Raw genomic sequence first — 16,732 nt, 5'->3', positions numbered from 1 at the left:
CAATAAAACAAGAGGTGACTTTCCTTGATTGAAGAGCTGCGCAGAATCGGTCTGTCCGACCTTGAAGCCCGATGTTATCTCACGCTTCACGAAGAGCAGGGCTTGTCCGGCTATGAAGTGGCCAAACGGGTGTCCGTATCGCGCACGAATGTATACGCCGCCCTTCGTTCCCTCACGGATAAAGGAATGTGCCGGGTCGTGGAGAGCGAGCCCGTCATCTATGACGCAGTGCCGATCGAGCAGCTTATCCGTCTGCTGAAATCCGACTTCGACCAGACGGCGCGGACACTGACCGAGCAGCTGCAGACCGCCCCGAGGCCGTCCTCTGCTTTTTATAGCTGGCAAGGAGCCAAGGCCATCGAGATGGCGATCCGGCGATTGACCGCCAACGCGGACAAGCATATTGTGGCGGATATATGGGCCGAGGACCTGTACTGGGTCGAGAAATCGCTGCTGGAGGCCGAAAATCGCGGGATCGCCGTAACCTTGATCACGATCGGCGACTGCCGCACCGGACTCCGCAACGTGTTTAAGCACAAGCGAAGCGAAGCCTGGGGCCAGGCGGAGTCCCGCAAGTTCTCTCTGCTCTGCGATTCCCGTTCGGCGCTGCTAGGAAGCTTCGGGAAGCTCCACAAGCTGTCCGTGCTGGAGACGGATCATCCGTCGCTCGCCGAGCTGCTGCAGAGCGGCTTCTACCATGATGTGATCATGGAACGAATCGAGCAGGATTTTGGCGCGGAGCTGACGGAACGGTACGGAGAGGATTATGAACGCATTCTCGGTCCGTACAAGGAATATTTGTAGCTTGCCGGATACCACCCGCTCGCTTCCAACCATATATTGGATGAATTTCTCAGGGTCAATCGTTCATCTCATATTCGAATAATGCTTGTGGCAGAGTGAGCAATTTCCTAGCGAAATTGCTCATTTTCTACTGCTTGCATTTATTCCACAAGCGAATTAACCCAGTCGTGGCGCGGCTTGTGGGTCATTTTCCAGGTTGCGGAGGCAAGAAAACACACACAAGGGAAAAGCCGCCGTTTACCCCCGGGAAAGCGTTTCCTATAATCGGATTTGTACCTGCCCCCTGCCAAGGGGGAGGCAATAGCATTCTTACCTTAAGGGAGGAAAAAGAATGAATCAAGGGATGGTCAAACCAGCACTGCTCGCTCTAACTGCTCTATCTGTCGTCGTAGGAGGCTGCAGCGGTGGAAGCAAAGAGACAACGAATACACCCGCAACCCCGACGCCCGCCGCACCTGCCGCGCAGGCAAATTACGGAGACACCGGCGGACTGAAGCTGCCGATCGTCGACAAGCCGACGACGCTGACCTGGATGCTGGTGAGCGATAATGCGAAGCTGCCCGACTCCATGGTCGTCAAGGAAATTGAGAAGCGGACAGGAATCAAGCTGGATATTCAGGCATACTCCTCGCAAACGTTCAAGGACAAGCTGAAGGTCGTCGTCGCCTCCGGCAAGCTGCCGGATCTGTTCCACGGACTGACTGTCGCGGAGATCAACAAGATGGGCGCTCAAGGGGCACTTGCTCCCATTAATAATTACCTCGATAAACTGCCGAACTTCAAGAAGCTGTATGTCGATACAGCCGAGAACAACTGGGTGATGAAATCCTGGTCGGATGAGAAGAACAACATGTACATCTGGCCGATCTACGGATTGAACCGTGATGTCAACCACGGCTTCCTGTACCGCAAGGACATCTTCGACAAGCACGGCATCAAGGAATGGACCAACACGGAGGAGTTCTACCAGGCGCTGAAGAAGCTGAAGGAAGCTTACCCGCAATCTTATCCATACGCCTCCAAAACCAAGGAAAATATTTTCCGCGATTGGGCGTACGGCTGGGGAACAGGCGGCACCGGCTACCCGGCTTATTACGACGAGAAGGCCAAAACGTGGAAGCTCGCCTATACGCAGCCTGAGTTCAAGGATCAGCTCGACTTTATGAAGAAGCTTTACGCCGAAGGACTGCTGGACCCTGAGTTTATCACCGACACGGACGCTTCCTGGACAGCCAAAATGACGACAAACAACAAGTCCTTCGTCACCTTTGACTGGATCGGGCGGCTGGATGCCTTCGCCAATCAAGTGAAGTCGCAGAATCCGGAGTACAACCTGCGTTATGCCAACCCTGTAGGTCCGACAGGCAACGTCCGCAGCTTGCCTAAGATCAGCAACTTCGGCAACGTCGTCTCGAACGGCGCCAACAAGGAAATCGCGCTGAAGCTGCTTGACTACTTGACCAGTCCGTCCGGCTCCTCGCTGATCACGATGGGTATCGAGGGCGAGACGTACACCCTGGAGAACGGCAAGCTTGTCTATCCGGAGCTGAAGGATGCGCCGATCGTCGACCTCAAGGCGCTGGAGACGAAGTACGGCATGTGGCTTGAAGGCATGTACTTCCGCCCTGACAAGCGCAGCGTTTACTACAAGTTCTCCGAGAAGGAACAAGAAGCTCAGGACAAAATCGTGAAGAACAACAAATTCGAGCCGGCCGATCCCGAACTGAAGTTCACGGACGCCGAGACGAAGACGCTGGCCGAGCTGCGCACCGCCATTGACAAAGCCGCCAACGAATTCAGTACCAAGTATGTCATGAAAAAAGAATTCGGCGATGCCCAATGGAACGAGTGGCTGCAAACCGCCGAGAAGATGGGCGCTCAGAAGTTCATCGACGCGTACAACGCCGCTCAACAGCGTTACAACGAAGCCAAATAGTCTCAGCATACATCATGATCGGCGGCAGCCGGGCCCTTAGCCCGGCTGTCTGGCTCATAAGAGGAGGAGAATCATGCTCATGAATTCCGAGTCGGCTCCGAGCCGCCCGAAACGCGCGCCAAGCCAGGGCCTGGCATCCGTTTGGCAGCACATCCGGCGCGACCGTCAGCTCCTGATTTTATTTATACCCTGCATCATCTTCTACGTGCTGTTCCGCTACGGGCCTTTGTACGGCCTGATCATCGCCTTCAAGGATTACAACGTGTACGAGGGCATCCTCGGCAGCGAGTGGGTCGGATTGCAGCACTTCCGGCAGTTTTTCGAAAGCCCGGACTTCTGGCTGTTGTTCAAAAATACGTTCCTGCTCGGCCTCTTTACCTTGATCTGGGCTTTTCCGTTTCCGATCATTTTCGCCGTCATGCTCAACGAGGTGCGCTTTATCCGCTTCAAAAAGACGGTCCAGACGTTCAGCTATCTGCCTGCCTTTCTGTCGGTCGTTATTGTCAGCAGCATGATCATCGACTTCCTCTCGCCTACGCAGGGGCTTGTCAATGAAGTGCTGAAGGCATTTGGCATGGAGCCCAAGTATTTCCTTGCCGCTCCGGAGTGGTTCCGCACCATCTACGTATCCTCGGAAATTTGGCAGCATATGGGGTATGAGGCCATCATTTATTTGGCTGCCATCGCCAGCATCGACCCAACGCTGTATGAAGCGGCCAAGGTGGACGGCGCCAACCGGTTCCATATGATGCGCTATATTACGATTCCAAGCATTATGCCGACTATCCTGATCTTGTTTATCATCAAGTCCGGCGCTATGTTCCGGATCGGCTACGAGAAGGTGCTGCTGCTGTACAACCCGATGACCTATGAGGTGGCCGACGTGTTCTCCACCTACGTCTACCGCAAGGGCTTGCTGGAGACAAACTACAGCTACGCCTCGGCAGTCGGCTTGTTCGAATCGCTGATCGCGCTAGTCATGCTGCTTATCTCCAACATGATCAGCAAGAGAGCAGGAGGGAAAGGCTTATGGTAAAATCCAGCCCGCTACACAAACGCTTTACGTTCTTCGACGCGATCCTCGCCGTCTTGCTCGGTATCGTGGCGATCGCTACCATCTACCCGGTCGTCTATATCGTGGCGGTATCCTTCAGCGAAACGGCCTATATCGTGCAAAATCAGGTCGTGCTGTGGCCCAAGGGCTTCAATCTGGAGGCTTATAAGCAAATTCTCGAGAATCCCCGCATCCCCCGGGCATACGGGAACACGATTTTGTACACGACCGTGGGAACGGCCATCAACCTGCTGATGACGGCGGTTGCCGCATACCCGCTGAGCCGGCCGGGCTTCTTCGGGCGTAAATATTTCATGATCGCGATCGTGCTTACGATGTTCTTGACCGGCGGCATTATCCCGACCTACCTCATCGTGCAGAAGCTGCATCTGATCGATTCCATCTGGGCGATCGTGCTGCCCAATGCGATCTGGACGGTCGAGCTGCTCATTCTCAAAAGCTTCTATGAATCGATGTCCGGCTCGCTCCGCGAATCGGCTGTTATCGACGGCGCTTCCGAATACCGCATTTTGTTCAATATCATGATTCCGTTGTCGAAGCCGGCTCTCGCCTCCATCGGCCTGTTTTATTTCATGGGACACTGGAACAGCTTCTTCATCCCGATGATTTACTTGAACGACAACAATCTGTACCCGCTTCAGGTGGTGCTCCGCGATATGCTGATCTTCGATACGTCCAAGGAAACCGGAGTGGCGCAGCAGGCTAATCTCACCCCTCAAGCGCTCAAAAATGCAACCATCTTCATCTCCATGATTCCGGTTCTGCTGATCTATCCGTTCGCTCAGCGATATTTTGCCAAAGGCATCATGCTTGGCTCCGAGAAGGGGTAATGTCCCGGCTGTCGAATATAGAAAAGTGACAACCGGGAAATTCTTCGTAGTCCCGACGGGGGTGGGGCTTTGAGACGCATCAGAAAGATAGTCAACACGGGGCTGCTGCAAATTTTCCTTGCCCTGCTGCTAGTCGCTTTGCTCATGTTCGTATCGAATTATATGGTGTACAAAAACTCGATCAACGGCGTATACGATCAGGTCAGCCAGAACAACAAGCTGGTCATGAAAAACATGATCGGCAAATTCGACGAAAGCTTCAAGGAAATCTATAATCTGAACGCCGCGATCCAGATGCTTCCGTATAATGCCTGGGAGTCCACAGCGGACGGCGGAGTCGATATGCACGACGCTTATATGATTCATAAATATTTGCTGTCCTTGATTCCTCCTATCGATTATATCGAAGATGTTATCGTCCATCATCGGGGCTCCAATCTGGTCGTCACGCCTGCCGGTACCATCGACTTCCGTGAGCTGTTCCGTCAGCAGTATGTTCATCCGACCTACACGGTCGACTACTGGCAGTCGCTTACGGCCGCCAAGCATCCGCTGCGCGTGCTGCCCAGCCAGGATTATACGCGAACCATCGGCTCTGACACCATCCAGCGCAGGCTGATTCCGGTCGTAGCGAATAACGAATCCTCGAGCCTGAATATTCTCGTGCTGCTGAACGCCGACAAGCTTCTGCGGCATGTTAATCAGGATGCCATGATGCAGGGCACGTCGCTCATCGTAATGGACGACAACCGCAACATCATCCTTAATACGGACAAATCCTGGGACATCGTCGACATGCTCCGGGAGCTGAACCCCGGGGCCGGTAGTACGGAAACCACAGTGAAAAACAAAGATTATGAGTACAATCTGTTTCAATCGAATTACAACGGCTTCCTCTATATCAATAAATCGCCTTATAAGTTCAAGGATCTGGATGCCGTCACCGCAGTCAACCGCCAGATTATGGCGGTCGCGATCGCCAGCGCTACCATTCTCTCCGCCCTGCTCAGCTTGTATCTGTACAAACCGGTCCGGCATATTGTCCGCCTGATCGGCAGCCGGGAGGAGCATGGCGCGGATTACGGCCGCATCCGGACGGGCATCGTGCGGATTCAAGCGGAGAATGCGTCCATCAAGACGCAGCTGGATGCTTACTCAGCCCAGTTGCGGCAGGCGGCTATTCTGAGCGCGCTTCACGGGAGCGCACCCGCCCGGGAAACGGAGCAGCGACTGCAGCAGTTTGTGCCTGAGCTGTATGCGTCCTCCCGATTTGTGCTGGTCGCCTTCCGGCTGCATGCTGCCGCCGAATCTGGCCAGTTCGAGGCCGGAGCCCTCGATGAGACGTTCGGCAGCCTGGAGGCCGAGCTGCTGCGCCATGTGCCGCAAGCCTTCATGCTGCAGACCGGAGAACGCACCTGTCTCGGCGTAATCGGCCTCGGGCGTTCGGCGCAGCGGGAAGACGCGGTTCATGGACTGCGCGAGATGCTCGGCCAACGCCAGGCATCGGAGACGGATACGGGCGTGTGGAACGCTGCGGTAAGCCGCTCCTATTCCTCCGAGGCGAATCATTACCGGCAGGCTTATCGCGAGGTGATCGACGCGCTGGATTACCGCAACATGGACTCCCGCGACCCGGTGATCGACTGTCTCGCCATCCGGCCGACGTGGAAGGTCTACGCGCCCCTGGATGAGATCGAGAAGCTGTCCAAGCTGGTCATGATCGGAAATGCCGAGGAGGCTCTACGTATCGTAGAGGAGATTGTGCAGGGAAATGAAGCGTGGAGCGTGCATCGCCATCAGCTCGTCTCCGTGGCCAAAACCTGCTTCTACGAGATGCTGCGGCAGCTTGAAGCCAGCGACCTGGAGCCGAAGCAGCTCATCGCGCTGGAGCAGGACTTTCTAAGGTCGCTGCAGACAGCGGCAAGCTCTGAGGACATCCAGGAGCTGCTCGTCCGCGCCGTCCGATTCATGGCGGAAGCCTGCAGCCGCGCCGTACCGAAAAGCAAGCTGGACCGCGCCTCCATCGTGCATTATATCGAGCAGCACTATATGGAAGATCTGCATCTGGAGCATATGGCCGGGATACTGGAGACGACGCCCAAATATTTCTCGAACTATTTCAAAAAAACATTTGGCGTCAACTTTGTCGAATACGTCAATAAGGTAAGGCTATCGCATGCCAAGGACCTGCTCAAATCCACCGAGCTGTCGGTCGCCGAGATCGGCAAATTGGCTGGCTATGACAGCTCCTCCAGATTCACCAATACGTTCCGCAAATATTATGGGGTCGCCCCCAGTGAATATCGCAAAAGCAGTCAGCCGGAGCAACCGGCTGCCGGGAGGAAGAAATCATGAAAACTGTTGTCGCTCTGTCGGGAGCTATCTCCACTATTGACATCAAAGCACCCGAGCTGCCCGCGGGGCATGTGCTGATCCGCACCGAATACTCAGCCATCAGTCCGGGTACGGAACTGACTATGGCCCGGAAGTCGAAGGATGTTCCGGTTGGTCTCGGCTACAGCGCCGTCGGCCTGATCGAGCGGACGGCCCCCGATATCGTCCATCTGAAGCCTGGCGATCGGGTGGCCTGCTACGGCGGGCCGTATGTCCGGCACGCCGAGCTGCTCGCCGTCCCGGCCAACCTGACGGCTCTCGTGCCGGCCCATGTCCGCCCCGAGGAAGCCGCATTCGCCGGACTGGGCGCCATCGCCATCCACGCGCTGCGCGTCGCACAGCTGCAGTTCGGCGAGTCCGCCGTCATCGTCGGGCTCGGCATCTTGGGCAATCTGATCGCTCAGATTGCCGAAGCGGCCTCTTATGTCACCTTCGGTCTCGACCTGCAGCCCGCCCGCGTCCGGCTGATGCAGGACAGCGGGCTAAGCCGGTCCTATGACAGCCCGGAGCTGCTGGAGCGCGAGCTGCAGGCCATGACCGACGGCCGCGGCGCCGACAGCGTTCTCCTGTGCGCGAGTGGCATTGGAGAAGCGCTGCTCAATCAGTCGTTGGACTGGATTCGCGACCGGGGCAGCATCGTGATCGTAGGCGACGGCGATGTAGCTCTGTCGCGGGAGAAGATGTTTAGCAAGGAAGCGAGGGTGCTGATCTCACGCGCCGGGGGACCCGGCCGGTACGACGCCGGCTACGAACGGGACAACCGCGATTACCCGCTGGGCTTCGTCCGCTGGACCGAAGGGCGCAACACCCGCGAGTATATCCGGCTGCTGGCCGAGGGGCGCATCAACGTGCAGCCGCTGATCAGCGGCATCTACCCGCTCGCGCAGGCGGAGGAGGCGTACCGGCAGTACGCTCAGCCCAATCTGGCGATGGGGACGCTGTTGAAGTATCAGCCGTAGCCCGCCGCTTTCCCGGCTAACGCAAAACCCCCTCAGGCTCTCGTATAGCCGGAGGGGGTTTTGCGTTTGTTGGCGGGCAAACGGCGGGCGGCAGACTGCTGCGGCCGCACGGCTGCCCGTGACTTAACCGGCGGGTGTCGGGGCCGCCCGGTCCCGCCTGTGGCTTAACCCGCAGTCGTCGGGGCCGCCTTGTCCTTCTTGATCTGCTTGCTGCGCAGCTGCCCGCAGGCGGCGTCAATATCCGTGCCATGCTCCAGACGGACGCTGACGCTGACCCCTTGCTTCTTCAGCGCATCATAGAACGCCAGGATGGTCTCCCGGTCGCTCCGCTGATATTGGCTGTGCTCATCCACGGGATTGTAGGGAATCAGGTTCACGTTCACCTGCTGCCGCCGTCCGCCGATCAGCTCCGCCAGCTCAAGCGCATGCTCGCGGCGGTCATTGACGTCCCGCAGCAGAATGTACTCCAGCGTCACCCTGCGCTTCATCTTGGACAAATAGTAATCGATAGCCTGCATCAGCTTCTCGATCGGAATGGCGCGGTTGATCTTCATAATGCGCGTACGGAGCTCATTGTTCGGCGCATGGAGAGAGATCGCCAGATTGACCTGCAGATCCGAGTCGGTGAACTCCACGATCTTGTCCGCCAGCCCGCTCGTCGACACGGTAATATGCCTCGCCCCGATAGCCAGTCCCTTGTGATCTTTGACGATCCGGATGAAGTTGGCCATATGCGTATAATTATCGAACGGCTCGCCGATCCCCATCACCACGATATGACTGACCCGCTCTCCTTGGCCTGCCAGATCGAGATGCTGCTGCACCTTCATAATCTGCCCCACGATCTCTCCGCTGGACAGATCACGGCTCTTGGCAAGCAGACCGCTCGCGCAGAAGCTGCAGCCGATGTTGCAGCCGACCTGGGTCGTCACGCAGACCGACAGGCCGAACTTATGCCGCATCAGCACCGTTTCGATCAGATTGCCGTCCTCCAGCTTCAGCAAAAACTTGACCGTGCCGTCCGCCGATTCCTGCTTCACATGCTCCGTCAGCGTCTGGATGACGAAATGGTCCGCAAGCAGCTGAACGCATGACGGATGCACATCCGTCATCTCGGAGAAGTCTGAGACGCGCTTGCGATACAGCCACTCCCATACCTGCAGCGCCCTCGACCGCTTGTGTCCGCGCTCCGACAGCCATGCGGCCAGCTGCTCCAGGGTCAATCCATATATAGATGCTTGATTCATCATAATCCTCTTTTCAAGACGGTAAAATTCATGCTGTCCGGCCGTATGGCCGAAGCTGCCCATCTCCTCCTATTGTCCCAAAATTGCCGGGTGAACACAAGGGGAGTTTTAGACAGCGGCTGTCCCGGAGCCCGGAGCTGCATGCACCGTCATCCGGCGGCCGGGTTACCGCCAGAAGCCCGCACATTCCAGGCGTCAGTCTGATGATGCCGAATCCGGGATCCCGCACAGCCGAAGCGTTTCCTCCCAGGTCATCGCCGGCCGGCAGGCGTCGGGTTCGCCGCAGTCCGGGGACGGGACGGCGGAATTTTCACAAGTTTTAAGGGCAGGCTCTTGTCCAGTCCCGCCGCCAATCTTAGATTCGGCCTTGTCGCCGGAGCTTTCGCCGGCCTTTCCCCCTGCTTGGTTCCCCGCTCCATTCCCAGCTTCGTCTCCAAACCCTCCGGCAGCCTCCGCCCCGCCGTGGGTTATGACGATGATCTGGATCACCTCCAGCTGTGTGATCGCCCTCAAGGCGTGTTTGGCTCCGCGGACAATCTGCAGCACATCGCCGGAGGCGATCCGCTGCAGCTGCCCGTCCAGCGCCAGCTCCCCCGTACCCGAAACAATCGTCCATATTTCCTTGTGTCCGGCATGCCGCCGATAGCCGGTGTGCTTGCCCGGCAGCAGCTCGAGCTTGTTCGTAATGACCTGGGTACCGGGATCTTCCCCCGTCATATCCAGCACGCGACTGGTTCCCCACCGCGTTTCCTCGTATCTGGCCATCTGCGGGGCGCCCGCCAGCCGTTCCTTGATCCGGCTGGAGCCGCGCTTGCTTGCGACCAGAATGCCGTCAGAGCTGGCCGCCACTATGGCATCGGACATATCGATCACATGGATGGGATAGCCGAGCTCATTGATCAGATGAGTATTGACCGAATCCTGCGAAATCTGGCCTGAGCCGATGACCTGACTGTCCAGCTGCTGAGTCAGAGCTTCCCAGCTGCCTAGATCATTCCAGCGCCCCCGGTAAGGAATGGCGACCGCCTTCCGGCTCCTCTCCGCCACTTCCCGGTCGAAGCTCAATTCCGTAAGCTGTTCATACAGCTCCAGCAGTTGTCTGCGATCGGCGGGCCAAGCCCTCCTCTCCAGCTCAGCGAGCATAAAGCCAAGCCGGAAAGCAAACACGCCGCAGTTCCACAAGGCATTCGCCCGGACTAGCTCCGTGGCTTGCCGCTCATCGGGCTTCTCCACGAACCTCGCGACGGAAAACCACCCTCTCTCCTGATCCGGCTGCGCAGCAGGCACCATATAGCCGAACTGATCCGACGGAAACGCCGGCACTGTGCCAAGCAAGGCCAGATCGGCGCCGGATTCCGCTAGAACGGCAGGGAAGGCCTGAAGCTGACGGAAGAAATCCGGATCTGCAAATGAATCAACCGGCAGCACGCATATCGTTTCTCCCTCGTCCGCCCCTCTCTCCGCATGCCAATAGGCCGATGCCAGCGCTATCGCGGTAAAAGTCCCCCGCTTATGCGGCTCCGCGATAATCGGCAGCTGTTCGCCCACATGATTGCGTATCAAGTCCAGCTGGCTCCGATGGGCGACGATCGAGGTGGCGGCGAGCAAGCCTGCGGCCTCCAGCTGGCGGCAGACGCGCTGGATCATGGATTCCAGGACGCCCCCGTCAGCGGGCAGCAGCTTGAGGAATGCTTTGGATCTTACCTCGTTAGACAGCGGCCATAATCGTTTACCCGAGCCGCCGGACAGCAGAACGATCCGCACGCTTTCGTACCTCCCTCTGGACAAGACAGACGGCCTTCGCTGGCCCCGCAGGACCGGAAGACGCCTGGTCTACAGCCATGATTTAGATGTCCTGCCTACTTGGGCTTCCGCACATAGCCCTTGCGTTCATGAAACGAGATCGACCGGTAGGAGCGCGCCAGCTGCCGGACCCGTCCGGCTGACAGCTTGGCTATGCCGGTATGCAGGCTTCGGTTCAATGCCCGCTTCAGAATCAGCTGGCCCGGAGAGGCGGAGTGAAGATAGTTGCCATACGTTTCGAACTCGGAGAAGGCAAACTGCCGCGACTTGTTCATACTTCGCAGGATCGCATGATACCATTTCATGCCATGCTTCGCTTCGATCGTCTTTTTCAGCTGCCGCAGCTTCGTTCTCTTGAACAGCATATAGTGGGTCACGAACGAAACGGAGGCGGAGCGCTTCCTTCCCAGCAGCTTGCGGTAGGTTCGGAAATACTCCGGCTGGCTCCAGTTCCGGCAGTAGAAAACCGTTTTTCCGCCGGACAGGAACGTATGCGGCCGGATCAGCACCGTATCGGCATCGATAACCAGAAAGTAGTCCGCCGTGCACAAGGTATCTCCGCAAAACTTCAGCAGCTGCTGAAACAGCCAGCCAGAGCGGTCCCAGGTCCGGGACCGGTAGTTCATATCCTTTTTGGTCAAGGGAAAGACCGTATTTTCATCGACGAACCGGCAGCCCTTGCGGCGGCACAGCTCAATCAAGCTTCCCTTGCGGGGAGCGACGATCAGTATGCTGCCGATCGGATGACGCACATATTTCCGCACGGCGTCAATAACATGGGGGAGGGTTTTCATATCCTTCTCGATCGCAGGGATGAGTACGTCGATTTTCGTCTGGCTGCTGATCGAAGCCTGGGGGGAGGCGGCCATCTCTTCATCTCCATTTTGCTAAGTATTTTGAAATAGGATATGTGAGCGCAGCGCAGCCGGCTTGGGCCAAAAGAGGCGGCCAATCGTCCAAAAAGCCTACCGACGGGTTGCGGCAGACTGCATAAGTTAGGCCAAAACCTCCATAATAGGGAAGTACATCTATGGAAAGGGAGGAAGCGACATGCTGGACAATATCGAGAGCAGCTATGACTGCGCCCGGGCGGGAGACGATCTTCATCAGCTCAAGCAGGAGCTTGCTGCGCTGAGAGGGCAGAGCACGGAAAGCCTGGAAGCCCAGGAGCGAATCAACCGGCTGGAGAACCAAATCTCATTTATCCTGAATAAATGCGATATTTCCCACTGATCGACCTTTAGCGCATAGCTAAGCGCCAGCCGCTGCCGGATCAACGGCTCGGCTACCAAGTCCTCATCATCTCCCGGCAGCCCGGGCATATAGCTTGGCATGACAAGAGCGGCATCGTCAGCGCCTTGGAGCAAGCCGAGCTGCTGATCAACCTGGCCGGCAAGTCGGTCAACTGCCGATATAACGAGGCCAACAAGCAGGCGATCCTGGAGTCGCGGACCGAGACGACCGAGGCGCTGGGGGAGGCGGTGCTTGCTTGTGCGAAGCCGCCTGCGCTGTGGCTGAATTCCAGCACCGCCACGATCTACAGGCATGCTGAGGACCGCCCGATGACGGAAGAGGGCGGCGAGTTGGGCTCCGGCTTCTCCGTTGACGTAGCCAAGGCTTGGGAGAAAGCCTTCTTCTCGTTCCGGCTGCCGAGCACCCGGCAGGCGGCGCTGCGCATCGCGATCGTGCTGGGACCCGGCGGCGGGGTTATGACCCCTTATCGCAACCTCGTCCGGTTCGGGCTAGGCGGCGTCCAAGGCTCCGGGAATCAGAAGTTCAGCTGGATTCATGTGGAGGATCTGTATGGAATCATCCGGTTCCTGCAGCAGCGCGAAGACCTCAGCGGCATATTCAACTGCTCCGCCCCTTATCCGGTGACCAACCGCGAGCTGATGAAGCAGCTGCGCACGGCGATGAACCGCAAGCTGGGCTTGCCGGCAGCCCGCTGGATGCTGGAGGTCGGCGCGTATGCGCTGAAGACCGAAACCGAGCTGATCCTGAAGAGCCGCTGGGTTATTCCCGAGCGGCTGATGCAGGAGGGTTATACCTTCACTTTCGAGCGGCTGGAGACGGCTCTGCGCGATATTTTGAAATAAAGCAATACGGCGGGCGTCATAACGGCTGCTTGCTTTATGAAAAGCTCTTGTTGGCATCCTTGCGCACAGCCGGACGTACGGTGGATGGCGAGCCAGGTACACCCTGCTCCGCTGCGTACCCCCGGCTCCTGCACCCTCTCCCAACTGCAAGAATATACCGCTTTTCGGAAAAAATCCTCCTCATGCTTTCGTTCTGCAGAGGGGTTAAACTTCCTGCCGCGCGAACAAGACTCCCTCATCCGAGGGAGCCTTATTCCATCGTCTCCGTTTCTTTCGTCAGTCTGCCTTGATCTCAAGCAGCTCGTACCGGAGAACGCCCATTGGCGCATTCACGTTGATCTTATCGCCTACCCGCTTGCCGAGCAGCTCTTTGCCCAGCGGGCTTTCGTAGGAAATTTTGTTCTCCGCCACATTCGCTTCAGCCGAGCCGACGATCCGGTATTCGAGCTTCTCGTCGAACTCGATATCATGCAGGATTACGACGGCGCCAACGCCGACCTCGCTCAGATTCAGGTCGCTCGCAGCCACTACCTTGGCGTTCTTCAGCATGCGCTCCAAGACCAGGATGCGGGTTTCCATAAACGCCTGGTCATCCTTGGCCGAGTGATATTCGCTGTTCTCCTTGAGGTCGCCGTAGCTGATCGCCACCTTCAGACGCTCGGACAGCTCCTTGCGCTTGACGGTTTTGAGCTCCCGCAGCTCCTCCTCAATCTTCTCCAAGCCCTCTTGCGTCAAAATCAATTCTTCCTGGCTCATGTTCCCACTCCCAATCCTCGTTCATCGTACTAGTGTACCCTACTTCGCGGAGAATTGTAACAGCCTGCACGCATATTGTTCTTGCTCGGGGGAATCCGGAAGGCGCTCCTGTCCTGTCTCTCCTCTGCCCGCACCCGTTCCCGATTCCTTCCACACCCGTCTCACCGCTTGACGGCCGTCAAGCCGCTTTCGGCCTGGGCGTCTTCCTTATAAAGCTGGGCAATCTGCTCTCCCATGCTCCTGATCCTGTCTGCGATGTAAGCCGGCTCCAGCACCTGAACGTCCGGCCCGTAGCTGAGCAGCATCCCGGTCAGCCAGTGCCCGTCCGGGTAGCTGTTTCTTACCAGCAGCGAGCCGTCCTCCGCCGTTTCCACGCGGTCGAATCCGAAGGCTTCCTCCACACGGACCCGAAGCCGCGGCCGAAAGCGCAGTACGAGCTGTACGGCTTGCCCCGTATCCTGATTGCCCCAACGCGCATCCAGTTCCTCCATACGAACCCCGCGGCTGACGAAATGCTCCAGATGAATACGCAAGCCGCTGAGACGGGACAGCCGGAACGTGCGGTAGTCGCCGCGCAGCCGGCAATAGGCGTACAAGTACCAGGAATATCCCTTCCAGGCGATGCCGAGCGGCTCCACCTCCCGCTGTTCGCCCATTCCTTCCGTATTCGTGTACAGAAATGAAGCGACCTGCCGATTTTTGGCCGCCTGGCGAAGCGCCCCCAGGATCGATTTATCCTTCAAGCCTCCCCCATGCCACAGATTCGTATCGAACAGCAGAGTTTCGCCCGCTTCCTCCAGCTGATTCTGCTCGGACTTCGCCACCAGAGCCTTGATCTTGGTCAGCAGGCCGTCCATTTCGTGGTCATCCAGCGACGCCTGTACCCCCTTTAAGCCCGCCAGAATCGACTGTAAGTCGTCCAAGGTGACGATCTGCCGATCGATCCGGAACTGCTCCATAATCTCATAGCCGCCATCGGCCCCGGTGTACGCAACGATTGGGATGCCCGCGGTATTGATCGTCTCCAGATCCCGGTAAATCGTGCGGATCGATACTTCGAACCGGTCTGCGAGCGTTTGAGCGTTCACGCGGCGGCGGCTTAACAGCATCATCGTAATTCCGAGCAAGCGTTCTACTTTCAAGCCGAATCCCCCTCCTTATTTTTACTTTACTGTCTCTCCGGCAGGAAGTCGATTATTTTTTGTGGCGCTGCCGACTACCCTGACAAACTGTTGTCAAGGAGACTGTCTTAGAATAAAAGCATAAGACATCAGCCAAATTCTAAGGAGGAATTTAACTATGAAAGCGACGACTTCCGCTTCAACTAATCCGAATGCCATCCGCCCCTTCCAGATCCATACCTCTCAGGCCGAGCTGGACGATCTGCACACCCGCCTCTCCCTGACGCGCTGGCCTGAAGAAATCGCCGGCTTCGGCTGGAATTATGGCGTACCGCTGAGCTTCGTGAAGGAAATGACCGAGTACTGGAAAACCTCCTTCGATTGGCGCAAGCAGGAAGCCCGCCTTAACGAACTTCCACAATTCACGACTACCGTCGATGGCGCCACCATTCATTTCTTCCATATTCAATCGCCTGAATCCGAGGCGAAGCCGCTGCTGCTCGTTCACGGCTGGCCCGGATCGCCTGTCGAGTTCCTTGATCTGATCGGACCGCTGACAGATCCGACCTCTTACGGCGGCGATGCAGCGGACGCGTTCCACCTGGTCATCCCCTCCATCCCCGGCTTCGGCTTGTCCGGTCCTACGACGGAAGCAGGTTGGACATCCGGACGCGCAGCCCGGGCATTTGCAGAGCTGATGAACAGGCTGGGCTATGAGCGCTACGGCGTGCAAGGCGGAGACATGGGCGCGATGATCGCGCCTGAGCTGGGGCGCATAGCGGCCGGGCAGGTAACAGGCGTGCACGTAAACGCGGCTACAATGGGCTTCATTCCCTTCGGTCAAGTGGAGGACGAAATTTTCATGACTCTTACGGATGCGGAGAAGGTTCGCTTGGGACGGCTCGGTCAATTCATGAAAGAACGGTTCGGCTTCAATATGATCCAATCGACAAGACCTCAGACGCTAGCGTACGGACTTCATGACTCTCCGGCGGGCCTGCTCGCCTGGACCGCCGAGCTGTTCTACGGCTTCGGGGATGCGGTGGAAGCCGTAGACCGCGACCGCTTCTTAACGAACCTGATGCTGTACTGGCTGACGGGCACGGCGGGCTCCTCAGCGAGGATGTATTATGAGGGAGCGCATGATCCCGCAGCTTGGGCGCCTAAGGACCCATCGCCCACTCCGGTAGGCGTGGCCGTCTTTCAGCAATCCGACGTGGCGATCCGTCGTTATGCCGAGCAGGCCAACCATCTCGTGCACTGGAGCGAATTCGAGCGGGGCACCCACTTTCCCGCTATCGACGCGCCGGATCTGATGATTGGCGATATCCGCGCCTTTTTCCGGAATCTGCCATAGACGGCCGCTCCGGAGCTGTCCATAAGAAAAACCTAGCCTGCGGCTAGGTCCTTGTCTGAACCCATACTTTCGAGCATGGGGAGGGAATTGGATATGGGCTTCCAACCGCTGTTAAAGTCGTGTTCTTTGAATGTATGAAGTGGTATGAACACGACTTTAAAGGCGGCCGCTATCGCTTTTCCACCCCATATCCATTCCCTTTCTTCTACTTTGTGCTTTCTTCTACTTCTCTAGAGCCGATCCTCTCTTCAATCCGGTACTCGTATCCATGAACTCCCTTGTAATATTCCGGGTACATTTCCCCCTCACATGCTTCGCATGAAAACTGCGGCGGCACTTCTGGATCTCCATCGT

13 protein-coding genes and 1 pseudogene are annotated in these 16,732 nt (G+C 57.4%); 9 read left to right on the top strand and 5 right to left on the bottom strand.

Annotated elements, in window-relative coordinates; genetic code table 11:
* Positions 1–24 precede the first annotated feature (24 nt).
* From BLR08_RS12205 to BLR08_RS12180, 6 genes are all read left to right on the top strand, one after another.
* A complete protein-coding gene (locus tag BLR08_RS12205; RefSeq protein ID WP_072329499.1) occupies positions 25–804 on the top strand; it encodes a TrmB family transcriptional regulator in 780 nt (259 codons plus the stop codon).
* A 331-nt stretch (positions 805–1,135) separates the two neighbouring features.
* A complete protein-coding gene (locus tag BLR08_RS12200) occupies positions 1,136–2,740 on the top strand; it encodes an extracellular solute-binding protein (protein ID WP_072329498.1) in 1,605 nt (534 codons plus the stop codon).
* Between the two features lie 79 nt (positions 2,741–2,819).
* On the top strand, positions 2,820–3,776 hold the full coding sequence (locus tag BLR08_RS12195; protein ID WP_072329791.1) for an ABC transporter permease: 957 nt from the start codon (positions 2,820–2,822) through the stop codon (positions 3,774–3,776).
* Positions 3,770–4,645, top strand: a complete 876-nt coding sequence (locus tag BLR08_RS12190) for a carbohydrate ABC transporter permease (RefSeq protein WP_072329497.1) — start codon at positions 3,770–3,772, stop codon at positions 4,643–4,645. Before BLR08_RS12195 ends, BLR08_RS12190 begins: the two co-directional genes overlap by 7 nt.
* Before the next feature lie 69 nt (positions 4,646–4,714).
* Complete coding sequence (locus tag BLR08_RS12185) at positions 4,715–7,000, top strand: helix-turn-helix domain-containing protein (RefSeq protein WP_072329496.1); 2,286 nt, start codon at positions 4,715–4,717, stop codon at positions 6,998–7,000.
* The gene (locus BLR08_RS12180) at positions 6,997–7,998 is read left to right on the top strand and encodes a zinc-dependent alcohol dehydrogenase (RefSeq protein WP_072329495.1); all 1,002 of its coding nucleotides are present in this window, start codon (positions 6,997–6,999) and stop codon (positions 7,996–7,998) included. Before BLR08_RS12185 ends, BLR08_RS12180 begins: the two co-directional genes overlap by 4 nt.
* A gap of 164 nt (positions 7,999–8,162) precedes the next feature.
* On the opposite strand, the gene rlmN is transcribed toward BLR08_RS12180, so the two are convergent.
* The 3 genes from rlmN to BLR08_RS12165 all read right to left on the bottom strand — a co-directional run bounded on the left by rlmN (position 8,163) and on the right by BLR08_RS12165 (position 11,917).
* The gene (gene rlmN, locus BLR08_RS12175; protein WP_072329789.1) at positions 8,163–9,245 is read right to left on the bottom strand and encodes a dual-specificity RNA methyltransferase RlmN; all 1,083 of its coding nucleotides are present in this window, start codon (positions 9,243–9,245) and stop codon (positions 8,163–8,165) included.
* A 195-nt stretch (positions 9,246–9,440) separates the two neighbouring features.
* Positions 9,441–11,009, bottom strand: coding sequence for a sugar phosphate nucleotidyltransferase (locus BLR08_RS12170; protein ID WP_072329494.1), 1,569 nt, complete (start codon positions 11,007–11,009; stop codon positions 9,441–9,443).
* 95 nt (positions 11,010–11,104) lie between these two features.
* Entirely contained in the window at positions 11,105–11,917 is an 813-nt protein-coding gene (locus tag BLR08_RS12165; RefSeq protein ID WP_072329493.1) for a DUF6492 family protein, read from the bottom strand.
* A gap of 181 nt (positions 11,918–12,098) precedes the next feature.
* Between BLR08_RS12165 and BLR08_RS12160 the strand changes: the two genes are divergently transcribed.
* Together BLR08_RS12160 and BLR08_RS12155 are read left to right on the top strand one after the other, a co-directional pair.
* Positions 12,099–12,281 carry a DUF2524 domain-containing protein gene (locus tag BLR08_RS12160; RefSeq protein ID WP_072329492.1) on the top strand — a complete coding sequence of 61 codons (183 nt, stop codon included), beginning with the start codon at positions 12,099–12,101 and terminating at the stop codon, positions 12,279–12,281.
* 44 nt (positions 12,282–12,325) lie between these two features.
* Positions 12,326–13,144 (top strand): annotated as a pseudogene (locus tag BLR08_RS12155) (TIGR01777 family oxidoreductase); the annotation flags it as partial.
* Positions 13,145–13,420: 276 nt separating this feature from the next.
* Here the strand turns inward: BLR08_RS12155 and greA are convergent.
* Both greA and BLR08_RS12145 read right to left on the bottom strand, forming a co-directional pair.
* Positions 13,421–13,900 (bottom strand): transcription elongation factor GreA, encoded by a 480-nt coding sequence (gene greA / locus BLR08_RS12150; RefSeq protein WP_072329490.1) that lies wholly within the window; start codon positions 13,898–13,900, stop codon positions 13,421–13,423.
* A gap of 161 nt (positions 13,901–14,061) precedes the next feature.
* Positions 14,062–15,042, bottom strand: coding sequence for a helix-turn-helix transcriptional regulator (locus BLR08_RS12145; RefSeq protein ID WP_072329489.1), 981 nt, complete (start codon positions 15,040–15,042; stop codon positions 14,062–14,064).
* Between the two features lie 157 nt (positions 15,043–15,199).
* On the opposite strand from BLR08_RS12145, the gene BLR08_RS12140 reads away from it, so the two are divergent.
* On the top strand, positions 15,200–16,378 hold the full coding sequence (locus BLR08_RS12140; protein WP_072329488.1) for an epoxide hydrolase family protein: 1,179 nt from the start codon (positions 15,200–15,202) through the stop codon (positions 16,376–16,378).
* Positions 16,379–16,732: the final 354 nt, after the last annotated feature.

The sequence above is a fragment of the Paenibacillus sp. cl123 genome (assembly GCF_900101595.1).
Taxonomy (GTDB): Bacteria; Bacillota; Bacilli; order Paenibacillales; family NBRC-103111; genus Paenibacillus_G.
Note: the sequence above shows the minus strand (reverse complement) of the source record. Positions and strands in the feature narration are given on the sequence as shown.

Coding starts and splice junctions, on each gene's coding strand:
- BLR08_RS12200 (WP_072329498.1), top strand. CDS start 1,136: ATGAATCAAGGGATGGTCAAACCAGCACTGCTCGCTCTAACTGCTCTA.
- BLR08_RS12195 (WP_072329791.1), top strand. CDS start 2,820: ATGAATTCCGAGTCGGCTCCGAGCCGCCCGAAACGCGCGCCAAGCCAG.
- BLR08_RS12190 (WP_072329497.1), top strand. CDS start 3,770: ATGGTAAAATCCAGCCCGCTACACAAACGCTTTACGTTCTTCGACGCG.
- BLR08_RS12180 (WP_072329495.1), top strand. CDS start 6,997: ATGAAAACTGTTGTCGCTCTGTCGGGAGCTATCTCCACTATTGACATC.
- rlmN (WP_072329789.1), bottom strand. CDS start 9,245: ATGAATCAAGCATCTATATATGGATTGACCCTGGAGCAGCTGGCCGCA.
- BLR08_RS12165 (WP_072329493.1), bottom strand. CDS start 11,917: ATGGCCGCCTCCCCCCAGGCTTCGATCAGCAGCCAGACGAAAATCGAC.
- BLR08_RS12160 (WP_072329492.1), top strand. CDS start 12,099: ATGCTGGACAATATCGAGAGCAGCTATGACTGCGCCCGGGCGGGAGAC.
- greA (WP_072329490.1), bottom strand. CDS start 13,900: ATGAGCCAGGAAGAATTGATTTTGACGCAAGAGGGCTTGGAGAAGATT.
- BLR08_RS12140 (WP_072329488.1), top strand. CDS start 15,200: ATGAAAGCGACGACTTCCGCTTCAACTAATCCGAATGCCATCCGCCCC.